Source organism: Paenibacillus lacisediminis (assembly GCF_046567315.2).
This window is the reverse complement of record NZ_JBKIAX020000002.1, coordinates 293,948-317,226: the sequence shown is the minus strand read 5'-3', so window position 1 is coordinate 317,226 and position 23,279 is coordinate 293,948. Positions and strand designations below refer to the sequence as shown.

The 23,279-nt window shown below is 52.2% G+C and carries 23 protein-coding genes, 1 pseudogene and 1 riboswitch; of the genes and pseudogenes, 18 read left to right on the top strand and 6 right to left on the bottom strand.

Translation table 11 applies throughout. From position 1 onward, the window contains the following. Positions 1-13: 13 nt before the first annotated feature. The 3 genes from ACLD72_RS04800 (at position 14) to ACLD72_RS04790 (ending at position 2,989) form a co-directional block, all read left to right on the top strand. Positions 14-757, top strand: a complete 744-nt coding sequence (locus ACLD72_RS04800; RefSeq protein ID WP_410996275.1) for a Cof-type HAD-IIB family hydrolase — start codon at positions 14-16, stop codon at positions 755-757. A gap of 16 nt (positions 758-773) precedes the next feature. Then, a complete protein-coding gene (locus ACLD72_RS04795; protein WP_251591676.1) occupies positions 774-1,259 on the top strand; it encodes a DUF456 domain-containing protein in 486 nt (161 codons plus the stop codon). A 98-nt stretch (positions 1,260-1,357) separates the two neighbouring features. Beyond that, positions 1,358-2,989, top strand: a complete 1,632-nt coding sequence (locus ACLD72_RS04790; RefSeq protein ID WP_410996273.1) for an oligosaccharide flippase family protein — start codon at positions 1,358-1,360, stop codon at positions 2,987-2,989. Positions 2,990-3,648: 659 nt separating this feature from the next. Here ACLD72_RS04790 and ACLD72_RS04785 read toward each other — a convergent pair. After that, positions 3,649-5,343, bottom strand: coding sequence for a DUF2515 family protein (locus tag ACLD72_RS04785; protein ID WP_410996271.1), 1,695 nt, complete (start codon positions 5,341-5,343; stop codon positions 3,649-3,651). A gap of 722 nt (positions 5,344-6,065) precedes the next feature. Here ACLD72_RS04785 and ACLD72_RS04780 point away from each other — a divergent pair. The 9 genes from ACLD72_RS04780 to ACLD72_RS04740 all read left to right on the top strand — a co-directional run bounded on the left by ACLD72_RS04780 (position 6,066) and on the right by ACLD72_RS04740 (position 14,729). Further along, positions 6,066-6,431, top strand: coding sequence for a thioredoxin family protein (locus ACLD72_RS04780; protein WP_410996269.1), 366 nt, complete (start codon positions 6,066-6,068; stop codon positions 6,429-6,431). Between the two features lie 334 nt (positions 6,432-6,765). Next, positions 6,766-7,719, top strand: a complete 954-nt coding sequence (locus ACLD72_RS04775; RefSeq protein ID WP_410996518.1) for a COX15/CtaA family protein — start codon at positions 6,766-6,768, stop codon at positions 7,717-7,719. Positions 7,720-7,734: 15 nt separating this feature from the next. Then, positions 7,735-9,501: a UbiD family decarboxylase gene (locus tag ACLD72_RS04770; RefSeq protein ID WP_410996267.1), complete on the top strand. Its 1,767-nt coding sequence runs from the start codon at positions 7,735-7,737 to the stop codon at positions 9,499-9,501. A gap of 15 nt (positions 9,502-9,516) precedes the next feature. After that, positions 9,517-10,233: a Cthe_2314 family HEPN domain-containing protein gene (locus ACLD72_RS04765; protein WP_410996265.1), complete on the top strand. Its 717-nt coding sequence runs from the start codon at positions 9,517-9,519 to the stop codon at positions 10,231-10,233. 100 nt (positions 10,234-10,333) lie between these two features. Continuing rightward, positions 10,334-10,491, top strand: a riboswitch (SAM riboswitch). Between the two features lie 276 nt (positions 10,492-10,767). After that, on the top strand, positions 10,768-11,784 hold the full coding sequence (locus ACLD72_RS04760) for a methionine ABC transporter ATP-binding protein (protein ID WP_410996263.1): 1,017 nt from the start codon (positions 10,768-10,770) through the stop codon (positions 11,782-11,784). Next, on the top strand, positions 11,784-12,452 hold the full coding sequence (locus tag ACLD72_RS04755; protein WP_251591368.1) for a methionine ABC transporter permease: 669 nt from the start codon (positions 11,784-11,786) through the stop codon (positions 12,450-12,452). The genes ACLD72_RS04760 and ACLD72_RS04755 overlap by 1 nt, the downstream gene beginning before the upstream one ends. A 61-nt stretch (positions 12,453-12,513) precedes the next feature. Next, positions 12,514-13,410 (top strand): MetQ/NlpA family ABC transporter substrate-binding protein, encoded by an 897-nt coding sequence (locus ACLD72_RS04750; protein ID WP_410996260.1) that lies wholly within the window; start codon positions 12,514-12,516, stop codon positions 13,408-13,410. Between the two features lie 342 nt (positions 13,411-13,752). Next, entirely contained in the window at positions 13,753-13,875 is a 123-nt protein-coding gene (locus ACLD72_RS04745) for a hypothetical protein (RefSeq protein ID WP_458475584.1), read from the top strand. Between the two features lie 80 nt (positions 13,876-13,955). Continuing rightward, positions 13,956-14,729, top strand: coding sequence for an SDR family oxidoreductase (locus ACLD72_RS04740; protein WP_251591361.1), 774 nt, complete (start codon positions 13,956-13,958; stop codon positions 14,727-14,729). A 70-nt stretch (positions 14,730-14,799) separates the two neighbouring features. Here ACLD72_RS04740 and ACLD72_RS04735 read toward each other — a convergent pair whose 3' ends face one another. Beyond that, positions 14,800-15,045, bottom strand: a complete 246-nt coding sequence (locus ACLD72_RS04735) for a NifU family protein (protein WP_251591359.1) — start codon at positions 15,043-15,045, stop codon at positions 14,800-14,802. Between the two features lie 79 nt (positions 15,046-15,124). Between ACLD72_RS04735 and ACLD72_RS04730 the strand changes: the two genes are divergently transcribed. Next, positions 15,125-15,364: a YuzB family protein gene (locus ACLD72_RS04730; protein ID WP_410996258.1), complete on the top strand. Its 240-nt coding sequence runs from the start codon at positions 15,125-15,127 to the stop codon at positions 15,362-15,364. Positions 15,365-15,392: 28 nt separating this feature from the next. Here ACLD72_RS04730 and ACLD72_RS04725 read toward each other — a convergent pair whose 3' ends face one another. Next, positions 15,393-16,457 carry an NAD(P)/FAD-dependent oxidoreductase gene (locus ACLD72_RS04725; RefSeq protein WP_410996256.1) on the bottom strand — a complete coding sequence of 355 codons (1,065 nt, stop codon included), beginning with the start codon at positions 16,455-16,457 and terminating at the stop codon, positions 15,393-15,395. Positions 16,458-16,506: 49 nt separating this feature from the next. Continuing rightward, the gene (mqnE, locus tag ACLD72_RS04720) at positions 16,507-17,613 is read right to left on the bottom strand and encodes an aminofutalosine synthase MqnE (protein ID WP_410996254.1); all 1,107 of its coding nucleotides are present in this window, start codon (positions 17,611-17,613) and stop codon (positions 16,507-16,509) included. Between the two features lie 205 nt (positions 17,614-17,818). On the opposite strand from mqnE, the gene ACLD72_RS04715 reads away from it, so the two are divergent. Continuing rightward, the gene (locus tag ACLD72_RS04715) at positions 17,819-18,175 is read left to right on the top strand and encodes a HesB/IscA family protein (RefSeq protein ID WP_410996252.1); all 357 of its coding nucleotides are present in this window, start codon (positions 17,819-17,821) and stop codon (positions 18,173-18,175) included. Between the two features lie 1,196 nt (positions 18,176-19,371). Here the strand turns inward: ACLD72_RS04715 and ACLD72_RS04710 are convergent. Then, a complete protein-coding gene (locus ACLD72_RS04710; RefSeq protein WP_410996250.1) occupies positions 19,372-19,593 on the bottom strand; it encodes a helix-turn-helix domain-containing protein in 222 nt (73 codons plus the stop codon). Positions 19,594-19,888: 295 nt separating this feature from the next. Between ACLD72_RS04710 and ACLD72_RS04705 the strand changes: the two genes are divergently transcribed. Together ACLD72_RS04705 and ACLD72_RS04700 are read left to right on the top strand one after the other, a co-directional pair. Beyond that, on the top strand, positions 19,889-20,191 hold the full coding sequence (locus tag ACLD72_RS04705; RefSeq protein WP_410996248.1) for a hypothetical protein: 303 nt from the start codon (positions 19,889-19,891) through the stop codon (positions 20,189-20,191). Next, on the top strand, positions 20,175-20,534 hold the full coding sequence (locus ACLD72_RS04700) for a hypothetical protein (protein ID WP_410996246.1): 360 nt from the start codon (positions 20,175-20,177) through the stop codon (positions 20,532-20,534). Before ACLD72_RS04705 ends, ACLD72_RS04700 begins: the two co-directional genes overlap by 17 nt. A 66-nt stretch (positions 20,535-20,600) precedes the next feature. Here ACLD72_RS04700 and ACLD72_RS04695 read toward each other — a convergent pair whose 3' ends face one another. Further along, complete coding sequence (locus tag ACLD72_RS04695) at positions 20,601-21,512, bottom strand: helix-turn-helix transcriptional regulator (protein ID WP_410996244.1); 912 nt, start codon at positions 21,510-21,512, stop codon at positions 20,601-20,603. 517 nt (positions 21,513-22,029) lie between these two features. Here ACLD72_RS04695 and ACLD72_RS04690 point away from each other — a divergent pair. Next, complete coding sequence (locus ACLD72_RS04690; protein WP_410996242.1) at positions 22,030-22,494, top strand: VOC family protein; 465 nt, start codon at positions 22,030-22,032, stop codon at positions 22,492-22,494. 113 nt (positions 22,495-22,607) lie between these two features. Beyond that, positions 22,608-23,088 (top strand): annotated as a pseudogene (locus tag ACLD72_RS04685) (YdeI/OmpD-associated family protein). Positions 23,089-23,279: the final 191 nt, after the last annotated feature.

Genomic DNA, 23,279 nt, shown 5'->3' with positions numbered 1-23,279 from the left:
GAGGAGCTTTTTTTTGAAGTACAAATTGTTGGCGCTCGATATGGACGGAACGTTGTTGAACGATGAGCAGCAAATTACGCCGGAAACGGAAAAATGGATTCGCAAGGCGGCAGCCGCCGGGGTGCATGTCTGCCTGTCGACGGGGCGGGGATATCACGAGGCGATCGCGTACGGGGAGCAGCTTGATCTGGGCACGCCGATGATCACCGTGAACGGGAGCGAAATATGGAGAACGCCGAAAGAGCTGCACAGCCGGGTATTGCTTGACCGGTCGCTTGTTGCCGGGATGCATGCCATTGCTGAGGAAAAGAAGGTATGGTTCTGGGCCTACTCGGTGGAAGGCAGCTACAATGAAACGAATTGGGTCCCTGAAGTGCTGGAGCGCAACCAGTGGATGAAATTCGGTTATTTTACCAAGGACGATGAGGTGCGGCAGGATATCAAACGGCGGCTTCAGGAGCTGGGCGGTCTGGAAGTCACCAATTCGTCGCCGTACAATTTGGAGATCAATCCCGCGGGGATCAGCAAAGCGAGCGGCATTCGCACTGTCTGCGATTGGTTTGGACTCGATCTGTCCGAAGCCGTGGCGGTTGGGGACAGTCTGAACGACCTCGCCGCGATCGAAGCGGCCGGGCTCGGCGTCGCCATGGGCAACGCCCAGGAAGCCGTAAAGGCCAAGGCGGACGTGGTGACAGCCACCAACAACGAGGACGGCATCGCGCTGATTATCCGCGATTTTATTTTAACGGGAGAGTGAAGTTGTCGTGATGATCATGACCGTGCTCGGGTGGATTTTGGTGATATTGCTGTTTGCCATCGGTATGGCGGGGACGGTATATCCCGTACTTCCCGGCGTAGTTGCCATCTATTTCGCCTTTTTTGTGTACGGCTGGTTTTTCTCCTTCGAGCCGTTTGGGCCGCTTTTCTGGATCGTGCAGACGTTGATCGTCGTTGTGCTGCTGGTTGCAGACTATGCGGTCGGAGCCTGGGGCGTGAAAAAATTCGGCGGCAGCAAGCTGTCCGTCTGGCTCAGCACGATCGGCATCATCATCGGACCGTTTGTCATTCCGGCGTTTGGGCTTGTGATCGGGCCGCTGCTCGGGGCGATGCTCGGGGAGATTATCCGCGGCGAGTCGCTTTCCAAGGCGTTTAAAGTGGGGATCGGCTCGGTCGTTGGTCTGTTTAGCAGCATCGTCGTCAAGGTGATTTTGCAGCTGGTCATGATTGTCGCGTTTATTATCTGGATCATAGCGGCTTAGCTTTACGGCGGATAGGCCGGTGCCAGGCTCTTGTTCCTAGAGCGTTATAATCATCGCAGAAATGGACTTATTCAGGGTAGCGAAAGAAGGAATCGTTGTTGTCCAAAAAAGAATCGTTTATTAAAGGCACTTTGATTTTGGCGGGGGCGGCGCTGATCGCGAGGGTGCTCGGATTGTTTCAGCGCGTGCCGCTGGAGCACATTCTCGGCGACGTCGGGAACGCCTCCTATTCGCAGGCGAACGCGGCTTACTTCATGCTGCTGACGTTGGCCACGGCCGGCATTCCCAGCACGTTAAGCAAAATGGTTTCCGAACGGCACGCCTTAAACCGGCCCGACGAGGCCCGCCGCGTGTATCACGCCGCGCTGATCTTTGCCGCAGCCGCCGGCGTGGTCATGTTTGCGCTGTTGTTTGTTATGGCGCCTTATTATGCGAAAGCTGCCGGCGTTCCTGAATCGGTGGTGGCAATTCGGGCGCTTTCTCCGGCGCTGCTGTTGTTTCCGCTGATCGCGATCATCCGCGGTTATTTGCAGGGGCGGAACATTATGATCGCCGGCGGCGTCTCGCAGGTTATCGAACAAATTGTTCGAGTCGTGACCGGCATTGTTTTGGCTTTTTTGCTGTTCAACTGGGGTTTTTCGGGCGAAGATGTGGCCGCAGGCGCCACTTTCGGCGCGGTGCTTGGCGGCGTCGCCGCTTTGCTCGTCATGTTGTATTTCAGCGTGAAAATGCTGCGGCAGGACCGGGGGGAACGGACAGCGGATGCCCAACCTGAGGAAAAGCTGCCGTTTAAACGGATTTATGCGGAAATTTTCAAATTGTCGATTCCGATCGTGCTGACCGCGTTGGCGGTTCCGGCCGTCAATTTTATCGACAACTCTATTTTGAAGCCGCTGCTGAGCGGACAGATCGGCTCCGGACAAGCCACCTATATCCTGGGGATTTTGGGCAATCGGGCGCAAATGATCGCCGGAATTCCGCCGATTTTGGCCATTGCGCTGAGCCAATCGCTGGTGCCGATTATTTCCGCGGCATACGCCCGGAAAGACCAGGAGCATTTGCAGCGCCAGGTTACGCTGGCGATGCGGGTTTCGGTGCTGACCGGCATGCCGATCATCGTCGCGCTGGGTTCGGCGGCTTATTCCGTGAACGGTTTGCTGTTCAGTACGCGGGATGGCAGCAGTATCGTGGCTATGCTGACGTTTGCGACGATTTTTCAAATTACGATGATGACCAGCAACTCGATACTGCTCGGCGTGGGCAAAGCGAACCAGTCGATGGTTCACGTCGCGATCGGGGTTGTTGTGAAGCTGGCAGCCAGCTATATTCTCGCGCAATTTTGGGGGATTTACGGCATCGTTACGGCGACAGGACTATGTTTCCTGGTCATTACACTGCTCAATGTACGGGCGATGAAGCGGATCGTTCCGTTCTCGCTGATGGGCGACCGTTGGCTGGGCTTCCTGGCGACGGTGGTCGTGCTGTCCGGCGTGGGCTACGGCCTGAATCAGGCCGGTATCCAAATGGAGGCGCTAATGCCGGCGCGGGTTGCCTTCTTCCTGACCTGCTGCATCGTCGGAGCGGCCGTGGTCGCTTTGTACCCGGTCATGCTGATCCTGCTGCGGGTGGTCCGCAAGGACGAACTGGCCGGTTATCCGAAGCCGCTGCGGAAAATCCTGTCCCCGCTCATGCGCCTGCAGCGCGGCGGCCAAACCGCCGTCGGGAAATAGGTAGAGGCGGCAGGCAGGGTTGGGCGCTGCTAACGCGCTTTTTACTGGCGTGCGTTCCCGTGCGGCAGGTGCGCGGTTTAGAACGTGTGCTGCGCTTGGACAAACTTTCGCCGTCCGGCGGTGCGAGGCAGCATTGATCGCGGGCGCGCTGGAACGGGCCGACCTGCAGCCGCGTTGGCGACCTGCGGCCGACCCCGGGCGCCCCGCTAGCCGGACCCGGGCGCCCACTAGCCGAACCCGGGCATCCGCTAGCGGTAAAAAAGGGCGCTATTGATAGAGTTTTGCGTGTTAATAGGAAGTTAGCGGAATTTTTGGGCGTTATTTTTGTGGGATCGGCTACGAAACACCTGTTTTTGCCGGCGGCCCCTCAAATAACGCCTTTTTATTCCGCTATTTCCTTATGGGGGCAAACATTGGCAGAATAAGACCATAATTTACCGCTATTTAATGGCGTATTATTTGGATTTAAGCGTGTTGGTGTGCGACCTGCGACTATGGTGATCTCGAGCAACTGGGCAGGTGCAAATCACCTATGTCGCGTTTAGGAGCGATGCCCGCTAGTTTTGTTCACGCTAGTTTTGTTCACGCTAGTATTGTTTACGATAGAAGTGTTGCGCGCAATTGGGAGTTTTGTCCACCTTAACGAGCCGCGCCGGCTTTTAGGAGTCGCCCAGCGCATCGTGGAGCAGCGCCGTTTCGAGGATGCCGCCCCGGTGCTCGCGGCTGATGTCGCACAGAAACGGCCGCTTCGGCGCGCTGATCCCGTCCAGCGCGCTGTGGTCCTTGAGCCAATCCTCCCGGGATATTGGCTCATATGGCGTGTCGCCCCAAGCGCTTAGCAGCTTGGGGCTGTAGAGACGCTCGCCGGCCGGCAGCGTCTCGCCTTGAAGAAGCTCTGACGCCTGCCGGCCGGCGGTCAGAGCTTCTTCCTTATTGGCCGTGAACAAACCCGGCCAATAATCCGCCCGCGAGCCGCTGTGCGGCACGCTCGCGGCGAACCGCTCCGCGCCGCTGCGCACGGCGCGGTAGCCCATCAGCATCGCGTACAGGCTTTTGCCTAACGCGATGCGGGCGGGCAGGCTGCCGAAGTCGGAGACGACGCGCCCCGCAAGGCGGCGCACCTCCCACTCGGCAGCCGGCCCCGGCTCTGGCGCGGCGCCTTGCGCCTGGGCCGCGCCGCTCCTCGCGCTGGCCCGTCCCGGCAAAGCCGCGCCTTCCGCGCTGTCACTCCCGCCTGGATAGCCCGCTTCCGGAGCACCCTCACCGCCGTCGCCACATACTTCCGCCCCGCCCTCTGCGGCGGAAGTATTCGTCCCGGCTCCACCCGACGCAACCGCACCAGCCCCGCTCTGCGTGGCCCCCCCGCCTTCCCCAGCGCGTTCGTCCCGTGCAGATCCGGCCTTCGCTGCAACTGCCGCAGCCGCTGCTGCGGACACGCCCTCCTGCCCGCCGGGACCCGCCCCGGCAGCCCCGCTCGCACCGCTCTCGTCCGGTGCAGCCGCCCCGGCCCCGTTCTGTGTGGGCTCCCCGGCTTTCCCGCCTTCTTCCCGTTCCAGCAGCGGAAACACGACTTGATTCAACCCGGCCAGGCTAAACAGATGAAATTTAGTTTTGCCTGTTACGTATTTTTGGAAATACGGATGGCGTACAACCCGCTTTTCGATGTAATTCTGCTCGTTGATGATCAGCCCGACGGTGAGCAAAGCACTGCCCCGGTCAATCCAAAAACGCTCCCAAAACGGCCGCATAAACCGCGATACATGAAAATACGGAAGCAGATGGAAGTAGCTGGCTCCGCGTTCCCGGCTTTTCATATAAAGCAGCAGTTGGGGGTAGGCGTCCTGAAAAATGAGCGCATTATTTCTCTCCAAAAACCGATAGGTCAGCCGTATCTCTTCGGTATCGATAATGTCGGCCATGCGGCTGCCGCTTAGATCGGTCATATTCCATCCCGCATTACGGGATACCATATGGGCGAGGAACGCCCAATGCAACTCGGGATACGCCTCAAAGCAGGCCAGGTATGCCGCGGTGCGAGTAATATTGCTGGCGCCGGCCCGGCTCGTCTCGGCGGCGATCTCTTCGGCCAAAGCCACATCCTCGGGGCTCAAAAACGGCTCCTCCGCCGGACGGGCGGTTACGGCGCGCCGCAGCGTGTCTTCGATGTCGGCGATGACGGTGCGGGCGGCCGATTCGTTCCAGTCCAGATTCAGCACCTCTTCGCGCATCCGTGAGGAATCGGCGAATTGGGCGGTTTTGTTTTTGAAAATGTTTAAGGCGATAGCGGGCAGTCGGGTGATCAGCTTTTTGGCGTTTTCGGACAACACGGTATGGTGGCGAGGCTGCGATTTCATGGTGGAGGGCTCCCTCCCCTTAGTTTCAAATTTATTTCATCCGGAATCCGGACTTTTTGACAAAACTTTTGGACTTCAGGCCGCAGCAGCAGTTAAGGATAGCACGTAGTTACTGATCATCCCCAAAACCCGGTCGTCCCTCCGCCTCACATTGGAAAAAATCCAATAGATTGACGGATATTCAATGTAATTTTGAGCTCTCATTGGAAAATATCCAATAGAATTCGCTCAAATCACCCATTTTGTACCCTGACTAACCTCATCTATTGGAAATATCCAATCAAGTTACTATATTTGCCATTAAGATTCCAATTCTATTGGATATTTCCAATCATAACATGATGCCCGACCGGGTACCCGGCGCGCAAGCCTGTCACCCCGCTATGATCGGATTGACCTCGAGCAATTTGACTGGATAAATCCAATGGAATGAGCAAAAATAAACCTGAGCCGAGCGTGTCATGGCGTTAATCTGTTCCGGCGCAGCAGCATGGTTCCATGGAGATTGGTCACTTGGTTCAACCATAAAGCCATATCGTGTTTCTCCACAGTCATATCGTATTTCGCCATAGTCATATCCTGTTTCGCCACATCCGGTCCATCAATGGAGCGCCCAGCCAGACAATCGTTATTTACTTGCAAGTATGCCCAAAAAATTGACTTCCACTCCCGGATTTGGTTGACTTAAGGGGAGAGAGGAACAGAAAGGAAGGGAAGCTTAAATGAAAAAAGTGACATCTCCCGGAGAATTTCAGGTCAGTATTCAATCCAGCAGCCTGGTGGTCGCGGTTTTTAAAGCGGACTGGTGCGGAGATTGCAAATTCATAGATCCTTTTATGCCGGAGGTTGAGGAAAAATACGCGGACCGGTTAACCTTCATCGAAGTGGATGTGGATCAGGTCGGCGAGGTGAGCCAGGAGCAAAACATTCTCGGCATCCCGAGCTTCGTGGCCTATACCGACGGTCGTGAGCTCGTTCGCTTTGTCAACAAGCTGCGCAAATCGCGCGAGGAGATCGAGCAGTTCCTTGGGCGGGCGCTGGACGTATACCATACGCTGCATGATACGCCGGAGAAACGGGATCAGTGAGAGGTAGTTCAAAGTAGTTCAAAGTAGTTCAAAGTAGTTCGACGTAGTTCAAAGCATACGCTTTGGCGCTGAAAACTTGAGTTGTTGGAATACGGCACTATAAGGTCGAAAAGGTCGAAGTTTAGGAACAAACTCTAAAGTGAGGTTCGCCTTCAAACCAGCATGCCTATTGCATACATGCACATCAAGCCGCCGTCCTGGCCAACCGGGGCGGCGGTTTCTTTTTTGTAACTTTTTACACAGGCTGCCTATGAAAGAGGTTGCTTTATCGGTTATAATGAGAAGGATATGTCAACCGAATGAAGATCAATTTGGATCAGAAGGTGTGAACCGTTTGAATACGAAACAATTGAAGTGGCTCAGTTATATTTCCTGCTTTGTGATGTTTCTGGCTACCTTGGGGGGCAGTGTCGTCACCAAAACGGAGTCCGGGCTGGGCTGCGGCAATGAGTGGCCGCTTTGCCACGGCAAATTCGTCCCTGCCCACACGCTCGCTTCCCTGATCGAATATTCCCACCGGGCCGTGAGCGGGGCTGCCGGGCTGTTGTCACTGGCGGCGTTCGTCGCCTTTTGGCTGTACCGGAAAAACCGCAGGGATCTCCAGCTGTTTTCGTTCCTGGCTTTGGTTTTTGTGATGGTACAGGCGTTCATGGGGGCGATGGCCGTCATTTACCCGACATCTTCCTACGTTATGGCGCTGCATTTCGGATTTTCGCTGATCGCTTTCGCCAGCTCAATCATGCTGGTGCTGGGCATCCGCCAGGAGGAACGCAGGCAGGCAGGATTCGGGCCAAAGTCCGGAGTGTCCAAAACCTTCCGCAACCTGACCTGGATCGCAACCGGTTACACGTATATCGTCGTTTATCTGGGCGCCTACGTCAGCCATACCGATTCGGCGGGAGGCTGCAGCGGGTGGCCGTTATGCAACGGACAGCTGATCCCGGGACTGGCGGGGGGAGAAGGGATCGCGTTTACCCACCGGGTGGCCGCCGGCCTGCTGCTGTTCGTCATCGCCGCGCTTGGACATTTGGCCTTCTGGAAGCATCCCGATCTTCCCGAAATACGCAAGCTGGGACTCGCCGCCACGCTGCTGATCATCGTTCAAGTGTTCACTGGGGCGAGCATCGTGTTTACGCTGAACAACTATCATGTCTACTTGTTTACTTCGCTGGCGCACATTATCGTGTTGGCTGCGTTGTTTGGGGTGCTTTGTTATCTTAGCGTCCGCACCTGGCAGCTAAGCAGGGGAGCCGGAGGGTCCTTGGCCGGTGCGGGCAAAGCGGTTTAGGAGGATTGATCAACTATGAGTTATAAGAACTTGCGTCAATGGATCGATGCACTGCAAAAAGAAAACCAGCTGGCGATTATCGATGTTCCGGTCGACCCTTATCTGGAACTGGCGGAAATCCACCGCCGCGTCATTGAGGAGGGCGGCCCGGCGCTGTTGTTCACCAACGTGAAAGGAACTCCGTTCCCGGTGGCGACCAATTTGTTCGGCACGGTGCGCCGCGTGGAAATGGCGTTTGGCACCCGTCCGGAAATGCTGGCGAACCGGCTGGTCGACGCGATACATAAGCTTTTGCCGCCTTCGCCGAAGGCGCTGTGGAATGAGCGGGGATTAATTCGGGAAGTGCTAAAAGTGGGGATGAAAACCGTCACCAAAAGCGATGCCCCGATTTTGGAGGTGTGCCGGACCGAAACGCCGCTTAAGGAGTTGCCGAAGGTGACCAGCTGGCAGGAGGATGGCGGTCCTTTCATCACCTTGCCGCTCGTATATACGGAAAACCCGCTGCAGCCCAAGGAGAACAACCTGGGTATGTACCGGATTCAGCTGTATGACGATCAGACGACGGGGGTGCACTGGCAAATCCAAAAAGGCGGCGGCTTTCATTACCATGAAGCCGAGAAACGGGGCGAGCCGCTTCCGGTTTCGGTGTTTCTGGGCGGCCCGCCGGCGATGATCGCTTCGGCGATTTCCCCGGTGCCCGAGCATTTGTCCGAACTGCTCGTCGCCTCGTTTATTCTCGGCGAAAAGCTGCCGATGGTCGACAATCCGCTCGGCGGCCACCGGATCCCGGCGGAATCCGAATTTGCCATCACCGGGCTGGTGCCGCCGCATGAGCGCCGGCTGGAAGGCCCGTTCGGCGACCACTTCGGGTATTATTCCCTACAGCATGAATTTCCGGTCCTGCACGTAAACCACATGTGGCACCGCAAAAACGCGATTTATCCGGCGACGATCGTCGGCAAGCCGCGCCAAGAAGATTATTATATGGGAGATTTTCTGCAAAAGCTGCTCTCCCCGGCTTTCCCGGTCGTCATGCCGGGCGTCCGCTCGCTCTGGACCTATGCGGAAAGCGGATTTCACGCGCTCAGCTCGGCGGTCGTCCGGGAGAGCTATTCCCGCGAAGCGCTTGTCTCGGCGCTGCGGATTTTGGGGGAAGGCCAGCTGTCGCTGACGAAGATTTTGATGCTGACGGACAAGCCGGTTGATCTGGCCGATTTCCGCCTGCTGCTGAAGACGGTGCTGGAGCGCTTTGATCCGCGTACGGACTTGTTTATTCTGAACAATACCTCACATGATACGCTGGATTATACCGGGCGCAAGCTGAACCACGGCAGCAAGGCGATTTTGATTGGGGGCGGCAACCCGGTCCGCGAGCTGCCGCAGGCGTACAACGAGGGCGAGATTGCCGAGATCGACCGGATCCGCGTGTTTCATGACGGATGCCTGGTCGTGTCCGGCGCGTCTTACGAGGAGGAGCCCGAGCTGGCGGAACGGCTGCTTGGCCGGCTGCGCGAACGCGGTACGAGCTGGCCGCTGGTCGTACTGGTCGATGACGCCGATGCGGCGACGCGGGACCAGACCGCCTTTTTGTGGACGGTGTTTACGCGCTTTAATCCGGCGGACGATATTTTTGCCGCGGCCGAGGTGCGGCAGCACCACCTGGCTTATGGGCTGCCGCTGGTCATCGATGCCCGGATGAAGCCCGGGTATCCCGACGAACTGTTTCCGCGGGAGGATATCGTGTCTTTGGTGGATGAGCGCTGGAAATCTTATTTTTCGTGAAACGGGGACTAACGAATGCTGCGAAGCTTACTTGGCGAACCGCCGAGACGAAATGAAGGCCGGCTGGCCGAGACGTTGGATGCGATGGTGCAAACCGTAAAGCTGCTGCAGCGGGAAATGAAGCGGCATCAAGATCCTACCCATGATTTCCGCAAGCTGGAGGTCTGGATGCACGGGCTGATTTCCTCATTGGATGAGTTGGAGCAGTGCCTGTTCGCTGCGGCGTTTTTTCGCAAAAAAGTCCGGACCGGTTTCGTGGACGATATGGGAGCGGACGAGCGGGAGAATTATGCGCGATACGTCTTTTTTTACAAGGACGGATTCATTCGGGTGTTTTCCGCCCTGGATAAGCTTGGCACGGTGTTGAACGAGTTGTTCGATTTGAACACGTCCAAGGTTAAGACGCATTTTTCCTACTTTACGGTGCTGCGCCAATTCGCCCATTTGCAGGTACAACCCGAGCTCGGCAGCAAGCTGACGGCGATCAAGGAGGAGTACCGTGAGGCGCTGGGTGTGCTGCGGCGCCGGCGGAACACGGAAATCCATTACATGAACTCGGAAATGAAGGACGATCTGTGGCAGCGGCACCAGGCCCTTCACGGGAAGATTGAACTGGAGGACCTCGACCGGCATTTGCGGGATTTGGAGCAGGGTTACCGCATGGTCTGCGAAACCTTCTGGACCGTTTTTGATTATACGAACCGGCGGTGGAAAAAGGTCGCAACAAACTGACTTCCAATGAGCTATTTTTCCTTTGACAAAATGCGAGAAAGTCTTTATACTCAACAATAGTTTCAGAAAGCGTGAATTAGTTTTTTCCAATTTAATATTTTTCTTATCGAGAGAGGCGGAGGGAAAGGCCCGATGAAGCCCAGCAACCGATTCGACCAAGGTGTTTTCGCGGGTACCTGCGGAGCTTGGCGGATGTCATGGTGCTAATTCCTTCAAAACCGATGGCTGCAGTGGCAGATTGGTTTTGGCAGATGAGAAGGCATTGTCTTTACGTAAAGAGAGCCCTTTGATTCTGTCAGGGGCTCTTTATTTATATAAGTGCGTGTTCAAAAAGTCGGGTTTTCAGGACCGAGAAGGTTGGATGAAGCCAGGGACTGAGTAGCGGAGCGTAGACAGATCTACGTGAGCAACGGAAGGCCCGGCTGAATTCAAGATTCGATGTCGAGTTTACTCCCTGAACTACTTCGTCATGGAAAGACGACTTTTTGAACAACCTCTATAAGCGGAAATGGTATGGAAAAGGGGGTTAGGAGCTTGATTGAACTAAAAGGCATCACCAAAATTTACAACGGCAAAAAAACGTCGACCACCGCGTTGTCGGGCCTCAATATGAGCGTGCAAAAAGGGGAAATCTTCGGCGTCATCGGCCACTCGGGCGCCGGCAAAAGCACGCTGATCCGCTGCATCAATTTGCTGGAACGTCCGACGCAAGGCGAGGTGTGGGTCGGCGGCGTGGAGTTGACGAAGCTGGGCAAACGCGAGCTGCAGCAGCAGCGGCGCAAAATCGGCATGATTTTTCAGCATTTTAATCTGCTGTCGTCGGCCACCGTCTATGATAACATCGCTTTTCCACTGACTCTGATCGGAACGCCGAAGGCGGTCATTGCGGAAAAGGTGGGCAGCTTGCTGGCATTGGTCGGTCTGGAAGAGCACCGCCATAAATATCCGGCGCAGCTGTCCGGGGGCCAGAAGCAGCGGGTTGGCATCGCCCGGGCGCTGGCGAGCGACCCTGACGTCCTGCTTTGCGACGAAGCGACCTCGGCGCTCGATCCGCAAACGACGGACTCGATTTTGAGGCTGCTGCTGGACATTAATAAGAAGTTTCATTTAACGATCCTGCTCATTACGCACGAGATGCACGTCATTCAAAGCATCTGCGACCGGGTGGCGGTCATTCACGAGGGCGGCATCGTCGAGGAAGGACCGGTGGCCGAGGTGTTCCTGAAGCCGAAGCATCCGGTCACGCGCGAGTTTATTCACCGGGACGCCGCCGGGGAGGAAGGCATCAAGCTGGGTGCTTCAGTGCCGCGTCCGGAATGGTCACGGTTGGTGAAGATAACGTTCCTCGGGGCGAAGACGTATGAGTCGGTATTGTCCCAGGTCGTCCGGGAGACCGGCGTGAATTTCGCCATCCTGCAGGGGACGATCTCGACGATCAAGGAAGTGCCGTACGGGCAGCTTACCGTTTCTTTTGAGGGCGAGGACGCCGATGTTGACCGGACGCTGGCGCTCCTGAAAGCACGGGATCTTGATGTGGAGGTGATCGGATAATGTGGAATGTGGATTTCGCCGGGTTGGATTGGCCCGAAATGGGCACGGCCACGATCGATACGCTGAAAATGCTGGGATATGCCTCCCTGTTCACGTTTTTGATCGGGCTTCCGCTTGGGGTGCTGCTGTTCACCTGTTCCCGTTCATCGTCCGCGGTGCTCGCTTGGATTTACCGGATTGTCTCGTTTATCGTCAATATCCTGCGCTCGGTGCCGTTTATCATTCTGATCGTCGCCTTGATTCCGGTGACCCGGGCGATCATGGGCGTTTCGACTGGCGTGGAAGGAACGATTCCGCCGCTGGTGATCGGGGCCGCTCCGTTTTTCGCCCGCTTGGTGGAAACGGCGCTGCGCGAAGTCGATCGCGGGGTGATTGAAGCGTCCCAGGCGATGGGCGCCTCGTCGTTTCAAATCATCCGCAAGGTGCTGCTGCCGGAATCGCTGCCCGGCCTGATCGCCGGGATGACGATCACCGTCGTGACGCTCGTGTCCTACACGGCGATGTCGGGCATGGTCGGCGGCGGCGGGCTTGGCGACCTGGCCATCCGTTACGGTTACTACCGTTACGAATCGGGAGTGATGATCGTCTCTGTCGTATTCATGGTCATCCTGGTGCAAGTGCTGCAAATGCTGGGCGACCGGCTGGTTATCTTTTTTACGCGGAAATAAGGAACTACTCAAATATATATCAATCCTTATTCAAAACACATTTTAAGGGGGAAGAACTGCAATGAAAAAATGGACTTTATCTTTGTTTACATTGGCGCTTGTATTGGTGCTTGCCGCTTGCGGCAGCAACAATGCGGCAAATAGCGGTGCGGGCAGCGCCGCAGGCGGAAACGCCGGTGCGACGAATGCCGGGGCTGCCGAAGGCAGTTCGGAAGGCGGAGACACGAATACTGCGGCTGAACCGGTGAAACTGGTGGTAGGCGCAACGTCGCCTCATGCCGACATTTTAAAGTTTATCGCTCCGAAATTGAAAGAGGAAGGCATTGAGCTTGAAGTTAAAGAGTTCACCGACTATGTGCAGCCTAATGTACAACTATATGAACAAGAGCTCGACGCAAACTATTTCCAGCATCAGCCTTATCTTGACGAGCAAAACAAACAAAACGGTTTTGACCTCGTTCCGGTCGTAGGCGTTCACGTTGAGCCGTTTGGCGCTTACTCGAACAAATACAAATCCGTGGACGAAATTCCGGACGGCGCAAAAGTGGCGATTCCGAACGACCCGACGAACGGCGGACGCGCGCTGTTGCTGCTGCAAAAACAAGGCTTGATCAAGCTGAAAGAGGGCGCCGGCATTACCGCCACGAAAAAGGACATTGCGGAAAATCCGAAAAAGCTGCAGTTTAAAGAAGTCGACGCGGCCATGCTGCCTCGTCAGTTGGCGGAAGTGGATCTGGCGCTGATCAACACAAACTATGCGCTGGAAGCCGATTTGAACCCAACGAAGGACGCTTTGTTCATTGAGGACAAAGACTCGCCGTACACCAACCTTTTGGTAGCCCGTCCGGACAACAAAGATTCCGAGGCGATCCAAAAGCTGGCCAAAGCGCTGACATCCGACGAGGTCAGAACGTTCATCAACGATACGTACAAAGGCGCGCTTGTGCCGGTGTTTTAAGCCATTATTATAGATATCCCGCTGCTAAAGCAGCGGGATTTTTTTGCGTGGGGCGGGCTAACGGACTGAAATAACCTTATTTTCTCGAAATCAAGCATTTTAGGAGTTTAACGGACACAGTTGACCTTATTTAGCCTTTACAGGAACATTTTGGGCTTATTTTAGGCAAATAAGGCTTTTCCTGTCCGTTAAAAAATACAACGCCGCTTTTTTCGGTAAATAAGGGCGCTCCTGTCCTTTAGCATGTCCAGGATGAAGTCCCCAGTTCCAAAATAAAGGGGAAACGAATGAGTTTGCAGAATAACTTATCCAGCCGGAAAGATAGTTAACCAAAACCTGTATTTGGTTCATAACGAGGCCGTTAACGACAAGTTGTTCAGTTCCGGGCTGGTTCCGGATCTTTCGTCCGGCTTCAACTTATTGGCGGAGTTGTACCATAGTCTGTACAAGCTCAAAGCGATGTAAAGTGTTTGGCCGTTTGTGGGAACGTCCCAAATCTTTTATACTTGAGATAAATGTGCAGTTTGGGAGGAGGAGTAGGAACGTTGCTGGGTAAGGTAGCCCTAATCACCGGGAGCGCCAAAGGTCTCGGAAAAAAGACGGCGCTCACGTTGGCCGCGCAAGGCTGCAATATCGCGCTGAATTACGTACATAGCGAATCGGAAGCGCTCTCCCTTCGTTCCGAAATCGAGCGGATGGGCGTGCGCTGCATCGCGGTGCAGGCGGACATATCGCACGGAGAGCAAATCGAAGATCTGGCCCGGCAGGTAAATGAAAGCTTGGGGACGATCGATATCCTCGTCAACAATGCCGGCCCTTTCATCCGGGAACGCAAGCTGTTTGCCGATTACAGCCAGGCTGAAGTGCTGGAGATGATCAACGGCAACCTTGTCGGGACGATGTTGCTGGATCATCAGGTGCTAAAGGGCATGCGGGAAAAAAGCTGGGGACGGATCATCCACTTCGGCTTCGGACACGCGGCGGAATCCCGGGCCTGGCCGCACCGCGCGGTGTATGCCGCCGCCAAGACGGGGCTCGTCTCCTTTACGAAGACGCTCGCCGTCGAAGAAGCGCCGTATGGGATCACCGTTAATATGGTATGTCCCGGCGACATTCGCGGGCGGAACAAGGAGATTTCGATCCGCGAAGCGAGGGAGAAGCAAGACGGCGAAACACCGCTCGGCCGGCCCGGCAGCGGTGAAGACATTGCCCGCGTCATCGCTTTTTTGTGCCATCCGGACTCCGATTTCATCACCGGGAACATTATGGACATTTCCGGCGGACTGGACCCGATCCGTCCGTGGATCAAACCGACATAACAAAGCAAAAAAACTCGGCCTCGCCGGCTAAAACCGGTTGGGCCGAGTTTATTATTGCATCATGATGGTCTTAGAATACTTGGACTACCTCTTCCACGCCTTCCACTTCTTCAAACAGGGCGCGTTCGATCCCCGCTTTGAGCGTGATGGTGGAGCTTGGGCAGCTGCCGCAGGCACCCATCAATCTCAGTTTGACGATGCCGTCCTCCACGTCGACCAATTCAACGTCGCCGCCGTCACGTTGCAGGAAAGGACGCAGTTTGTCGAGCACTTCGGAAACTTCATCATACAATCTATCTTGTACATTTTCGCTCATCTATGTTCAACTCCTTTCTTGACTTATTATAATACAGAATAGATAAAATTTAAATGCTTCTTAAGCGGGAGGCCGAAAAGTGAAACCGATTATTGAATTTTGTGCAAACAATGCCGGTTTTGGGACCGACGAGGCAATCCGCAAAGTGCGCGAGCGGCAGGAGTGCGATGTTTACGAATACGGCTGCCTGACCAACTGCGGCACCTGCTTTATGTTCCCATATGTTCTGGTCGACGGGGAGCCGGTGGAGGCGGAGAACGCCCACCAGCTGTATGAGCGGATTCTGATCAAAATCAAGGAATCCGCGTCCGCGGACTAACGCAAATTACATCAGGCACATTCCGAGTTTATCCAATATGATGCTTGGACATCCACAACACGCCGCTTTTGAGCAGGCGCGGGACGCGGCCCTTCACCTGCGTTTTGCCCATGAGGCCAAAACCGGCTTTTCTGCCCAAAGAACCCAGCGTCCCTTTCAGCTTGATCGGGTGCAGCCGGGGCTGTTCGCCGAGCCACAGTGCGGAGACGATGTGGGCGATTTGATGGCCTTGTCCTTCGGCCGCCTGGGCGCTGGGCGAAAACGGCAAGCTGGCACAGTCGCCGCACACGAATACTTCCGGATGCTCCGGAATTTGATGGTATTCGTTCAGCAGCACGCGGCCCTGACGATCCTTGGCCACATTCAGCGCCTGCACGATGTCGACGGGGCGGATGCCGGCCGTCCAGACGGTGACATCGGAAAGGATGTCGCCTTGTTCGTGGTGAATAACTCCGGGTTCGAGGGATTGGATCGCAATGTGCGACAGCGTTTCAACCTCATGCTCATGGAACCATTTTTCCACGTATTCCGAAAGCTTCGGCGGAAAAGCGGAGAGCACGCGCGAACCATGGTCAATGATGGCGATATTCAGGTCCGGCCGGCTCTCCCGCAGCTCGGCGGCGATTTCGACGCCGCTGAGTCCTCCGCCGACGATGTTGATTTTACTGTAAGGCTTCGCGTTGTTCAGCCGCAAATACGTTTCGCGAACCGCGGCGAACGACTGGATAGTGCAGGAATACTCCTCCGCTCCGGGAATCCCGTGAAAATTGTCGGAGCATCCCAGCGCGATAACCAACTGGTCATATTCCAGCGGATCGCCGTCCTGAAATAAAATGCGCCGCTGCTCCAGGTCCACCGAGGCGACTTCCCCGTATTTGATCCTAAGCTCGGGATAATCGGGAAAAGGAACCCGCAATTCATGGTCGGAAGCGGTTCCTGCCGCCAGGGCGTAGTATTCGGTTTTTAGGCTTTGAAAGGGCATTCGATCAACGAGGACGACTTGTATGTCCGAAGGGATCCGGCTTTTGAACAGCTCGTGAATCACGGTCGTTCCGCCATACCCTCCGCCAAGAATAACGAACGGTTTCTTCATTCGAATTCCCCTTTTGCCGGAACTTCAGGCGCAAGGCTTGATCCGGGCTTTATTCGTAAACTTTGATTTCGTTGTAGAATGTGTCCCGCTCGACCGGGATGCGTCCGGCCCCTTTGACGAGCCAGATCAGCTCTTTCAGCGTGAGCCCTTCCGGCGTTTGCGCTCCGGCCGCATGGCTGATTTGCTCCTTCAAAATCGTGCCGTGCACGTCGGAAGCTCCGAACGTGAGGGCGACTTGCGTCAGCTGCACGCCGATATTGATGAAATACGCCTTGATATGCTGGATATTATCGAGCATCAGCCGGCTGATCGCGATCGTTTTGAGATCCTCATACGCGGAATTCCGGCGCATAATGCTGGCGTTTTTGTTGCGCGGCTGCATGGACAACGGAATAAACACGCTAAATCCGCCGGTCTCGTCCTGGAGCTCGCGAATTTGAATCATGTGGCGAATCCGGTCCTCATACGATTCGATCGAGCCGTACAGCATCGTCGTCGGTGTTTTCATGCCTAACTCGTGAGCGGTCCGGTGAACGTCCAAATACTGCTGGACATTCGCTTTTTCCACCTTCATTTTTTCCCGGTATTGGTCGGACAAAATTTCCGCGCCGCCGCCGGTTAACGACTGCAAGCCGGCTTTTTGCAGCGCCACCAGCACTTCCTTGGTGCTGAGGCCGCTAATCCGGGTGAAAAATTCGATTTCCGCCGCCGTATAGGCCTTGAGAGTCACATGCGGAAAACGCTCCTTCAGCGCTTTGAGCGAATCCACATAATATTGAAAAGGGACATGATTATTATGCCCACCTACGATATGGAATTCTCGAACGCCGGGGGTAATATGCTGCTCCACGAAAGCAACCATTTCCTCGCCGGACAATGTGTACGCTCCTTCTTCGCCCTGATCTTTGCGGAAGCTGCAGAATGCGCAGTGCGACTCGCACACATTCGTAAAGTACAAGCTCATATTTTCGATAAAATAAACCTTTTTCCCATTTTTCCGCAAATTGACCTCATTGGCTAATTGCCCAATTGTCAATATATCGTCGCTTTCATATAAATAGACCCCGTCCTCCAGAGTGAGGCGTTCCCCGCGGCGTACTTTATCGACAATTTCCGCCATTTTTTGCTCCGTGTTGGGGGTGACGACTGTGGACATGACATTCCCTCCGTTTCCAACGATTCTGACAATGAAACCACCATCCTATTATAAACCTCACTTTTTAAGGGGGCAATAAGCCTACCCCTTGGAAAATGATCCGGCAATGAGAAATATCGCATTTATCGGATTTATCGGATTTATTGGATTTGTTGAGCGGATTCGGGTTGTGGAGTATAATTTCTTATAAAGGAGTGTGAAAAACATGATTACAATTACCGATAGCGCGCTGGCGCGAATTAAAGATATGCTCGCTGAGGAGGAAACGCCGAACATGTTCCTTCGTGTCGGGGTCAATCCCGGCGGCTGCAGCGGTTTTTCATATGGCATGGGACTTGACGATCAGGAGAGCGAAGAAGACGTGTATATGGACGTCAAAGGGCTTAAAGTGGTGGTCGAAAAGGAGAGCATCCGTTATCTGAACGGGCTGGAGATCGATTTCAAGGAATCCGGCATGAGCGGCGGCTTCACCATCCACAACCCAAACGCCATCGCCACCTGCGGCTGCGGACAATCGTTCCGCTTTAAAGATGAAGAGGGGCAGCCGCAGCCTTGTGATTGAGGAGGGGCGTAGCTCGCGGTTTCATCCGTTGATCCAAGCGCAAGCCGAAACGGAAACCATTGCTCAAATGAACGTTTGGGGATGCGGATTGCAGTGCTAAATTGAGCGTTATCGACCCCGATTAACTGTACATTAACAACCCCGAAATGAGCGTTTTAGGGTTGAAGATCTCGGCCTCTATTGCGTAAATACACGCTTTGGAGGTCGTTTTATTATGATATTGAAAAAACGGGAGAGACGCGTTCCCAAGGGCCCGGACAGTCCGTGAGTATCTACGAATCACACTGGACCCGCTGGACTTTGTGATAAGCGCTAAAAGGGCTGAGGGGCTGTGCGAAAGGACGCTTGTTGATTACGCCATACCTAAAAATCGATGCTTGATTAACGGGTTAATCTTGAATGATCAAGCTATTCGGAATATTTTCTACGCTAACGGTTGTAATCGGGCTTATTCGAGCGAAAAAGCAGTGGTTTCTATTTTAACGGTTGTCATCGCGCTTATTTAGGCAAAACTGCCCCATTACTGCCGATAGTACGGGAAATAGGCTCGCTGGCAACCGTTACAATTTGTATTCACTCGTTTTTAGCCAAATAGCGTCGCCCACAACCGTTAGATTTTTTTCGCCCTCTCAAAGTCAAAGCGATATTGGCGCAGACGAACCGCCACGATTTCGTAGGTTTCCGGAATTACGTCGGAATCGTGACGTTTTAGACAGCTGGCTTCGCATATCGGAGTTGTTGCGGTTTCTGATATTGATATTTTCGACTTGATTTGTCGGGAGATTCGGTCGGGCGAATCCGAGAGGGAATAAATTAAACTTAACATCATCGGTTATCCGCTCTTTCAGAAACAAAAAAGCGCAGACTCAATGCAAGGGATTTTGCTCCGAAGGTCTGCGCTTTTTAAAATTAAATTGGTAACTATCCTATGTGCGCGTAAAATCACCTGTCACATCTCGGGCATCTATAAGCCTTTCCTTACGTAATACGCGACCACACGTTGGGCATACGAACTTCTCTGCTGGCCTGATCTTTTGAAGAGTATGCAGTAAAAGTATTGTAGAAATAATTAGGATAAATATTGATGACAAATTTTAGATGTCTTCCCTTTTTTTCTTAATTATACTAGATGGTCGGTGGATGGTATGTACGAAATTGCACTTAATAGGTTCATTTATTAACTTTAGTGAAATAGATCATTTTTCACTATCAACCAGCATTATGATCTTGCTTATATCGTTAGTCCCCAATGCTTCGGCTATTTTAACAATATGTTCAAAATTGATGTTTTCCCGCTTTCCGTTGACTAATTCCGAAAGAGCAGCTCGCCGCACGTTTGACCGCGTCGAAAGTTCATTTAATGACATACCTCTTTCAGTGAGAAGTTCCCCAAAAGTGACCTTTACTTTCAATGCCATAAAATTACCTCCTCAAAAGTCTTGACTGTACGTATATGCGTACGGTATAATCAAACTAAGAGTTGTACGCGTTAACGTACAATCAATAGTATACATTGTTATTTCGCAAAAAAACATAGTTTTGCGCTACTTTGTCGCACCCATTTTTAGATTTAGGAGGCGAAGGCCATGTATCGCGGAGGCCGGCGGATAAACGGGCGGCTATATGTCCGGACACGCGGCGGAAACTGGATTGATTTAAGGTTAATTATTTCAAATTTAAGAAGGACTTAGCGGCATTGTAGGGATGATTCGAGTGAACTTCGTAAAAGTAACGGAGATTTGCGAAGACCCCGACGGTTTAGGCGAAACGAGCGTGCTTGTTTACGATGGGTTCAAATTAAGCGAAAATATCGCGGCCTACGTGGATCGATCCGGCACAGGCACGTATCTCGTTGTTGAGAGAGTCATTGAAACGGAGAGCGGGCTGCGGACGGTCAGCGATCCCGGCAGCGTATTGTTTGACGCCAATCTGCCGCAAAAGCTAACGATTCAGGAAATCGCCGCTATGACTGCGCTCGAAATATTGGAGGTGCTTGCATATGCCGGAAACCATTGATCTTGAACGCGTTTTGGTCGTCGATGGCTATTTCTGCAGCGATCCGCTCGATTATGATCTGCACCGGGCGTGGCTAATCCGCGACGACCTGGCGCTATATTTTAGCGGTAACTATCTTGTTTTGCGCTGTGTCACGCGTTATGCCGACATTGCAAACCATCCGCGCCTTTACATTTCACGCGAGATCAAGTATTCCGTTCGGGTCGCGAAGGGGATCGAGCAGACGGACGAGATTGTCGCGGAAGTGGCTGCTTGCCTGTTACGGATGTCGGCGCTCGACTTTCTTGTCGAATGTGTTATGAACGATCCGGACGCCGGGGAAAAGTTCCGAGTTGTACGATAGGGCCGGCTCCCCAATGAACCTACGCGGCTGCAAAGGCTCAAGGTGCGCCAACACCGTAAGGGACCTTTAGGAATATTTATCCACCATTTTAAGTAAATAATTTCGAAATTCTTCAACATATGATTTGGGCTCTACGATTTCTAAATTTGTACCGAAGCTTGCTAAAAATTGAAATCCAATACTGTTTTGAGGAACATGAATGGTTGCCAAAAAAAGTTCAGAACTATAGTTTTCAATACTCTTTCGACCATACCTTTCCATGAAATGATCTTTTATGCTGGGCGAAATCAACGCTTTTACAGCGACTAGTTCCGGTTGATAACTGGCTTCATGTTCCTGTTCTAATGAAAAATCTCTAGGGTTAAATGTTTTTTCATCCATATGAAGATGATCGATCCGAGATAATTTAAATGTTCTATATCTCATGCGATGCAAACAGAAGCCTTTCAAATACCAACTCGTTTCGCTAAAATGAAGCTGGTATGGCTCGACCATTCTATTCGTTTTCATGCCATTTTTATCGATATAATTAAAAGTAATTAACCTTCTCGCTAAAATTGCTTCTTGACACTTCTTCAAGGTTTGAAGAATTTCAGACCGGCCCTCCCAATCATAAAATGACAGTTGGATTGAACCTTTCGGCGACAATGGGCTAACCATGGCTTCTATTTTTTTTATAGTCACTGCAACTTCTTCGCTAATAAGAATTTGTTCCAATCCGCCGAGCGCAGTCAATATATTCTCCAAGTCGGAGCTGCTTAAAAGACGTTTATCAAATTTGTATTCATCCATAATACCATAGCCGCCATGAACCCCGTTGACAGAATAGATGGGAATGTTTGATAAACTCAGTGTTTCCATATCACGAAGAATCGTTCTTTTGGAAACGTTAAATAATTGTGTGAATTCTTTGGTTGAAACAACATCCTTTTTCAGCAATATCATGATGATGGATATTAATCTCTCAACCTTTTCCATATTTTCTCCTTCTTTTTGGTTCAAAACCGAGATAAGTGCTTGACAAAATAAATTATGATAGCGTTCGTGTCTTGGTATCCCTGCATGCTGCTTTGCACGATTATCCCTTTTGTACAGGGGGGAGAGGGGGGACTTATCACGGTCCTTTCATTTTTCCCGGTGCCTTGCCCCATTCCTCCCGTCAGGTCTGCTTCACTTCGCCTAAACCTCCTTCCACAAACCTGTCTAACGATCTCAAAGATGTTCTCCCAAACATATTTTCTTTTTCTGATTTTATGTTTCTCTATGCTTCCAGATCAAACGGGATAATCGTGCAAAGCGTCCGGACAGCGGATGTTGAACTGCCGACCCCACCGGCCTTCCGATATTTCTTACCATGATCGGTTACCGGCTTGACTGTCAAGCGCTGATTATTAGGTTGAGCCTCTTCTTTTGTACTTTATTTATAAATGGTGACATACATATGTCACCTCTTATTCATTATACTGCATTTATAACAAGAAGGAGGTTTTGCTTTATGTCAGCTATTGTATATTTAAATTTTGACGGAGTTGCAGAACAAGCGATTGGTTTTTATTCGAAGGCTTTAAATGCGAAAGAAGTTAAAAAAGTAAAATTTAAGGATTTCCCGCAAGATCCAAACTATCCATTGCCGGAAAATGAATTAAATATGATCATGGAGTCTTCAATCGAATTTGCAGGCGGGAAAGTCATGATATCGGACATTTTACCTTCCATGATGGCGGTAACAGGGGAACTGGTGAAAGGAAATAATGTACTTATTAGTCTGGTCAATGATGATAAACCAACATTGGAAGAATACTTTAAACAGTTGTCTGTTGGCGGCCATGTTGTAATGCCGTTATCCAATACGTCTTGGTCTTCGTGTTTTGGAATGCTGGTTGATCAGTTCGGAGTTTCCTGGAAATTTAATAGCGACGCGGATCGGTTTCTTGATAACGTAATTTCAAACAAACAGTAACTCATTCCAAAAAATGGTCTTGCAACTGAAGACCATTTTTTAATGTACTATTTATAAAAAAAATCAAATGTTAAGAAATATAATCAAATTATAAAGGAAAAGGGATTTTAATGATGGAAATTGAAAATTTAATTCAAATAAAATCGAGAGGAGATTTAAGGATTTGGCTGCAGGAAAGATGTGTTGTTATATTTGGACGCCGTAGAGGAAGCGTTGTGCTTTGGATGGATTGATGGAGTCAAAAAGAAAATATCTGAAACGGAGCTGGCGCAGAGACTGTCTCCTAGAAGTAAAAAAAGCTCGTGGACTGAATTAAATAAAGAACGTGCCCGCCGCCTTGAAAAGTTGGGGCTAATGAGAGATGGGGGAAGAAAGGTTCTCCCTGATATGAATCCAGATTCTTTTAGTATAGATAAGGGGATAGAGCAAAGGCTAAAAGAGGAAAAGCAAGTATATGAGAATTTTATGGCTTTTCCGGATCTTTATAAAAGAGTTCGGATCGACACAATCCAGAGCGTTAAAAATCAACCGGAATTATTTAAGAGTAGATTAGACAAATTCATAACAAGCACGAGAGAAAATAAAATGAATTAGGGGGCTAAGGGACTCCAGAGCCGTTATTTTCGAAAAAACGGGGGTTTGCAAAATGTAACGGACACAGATGACGTTATTTACCTCAAATCGTCCTGGATGAACAGGTTTAGAGCGAAATAGGGTCGCCTGTGTCCGTTAGGCTGGGAAATACCCGGGAAATAGGCGGATAAGGTCGCTGGTGTCCCTTAGAG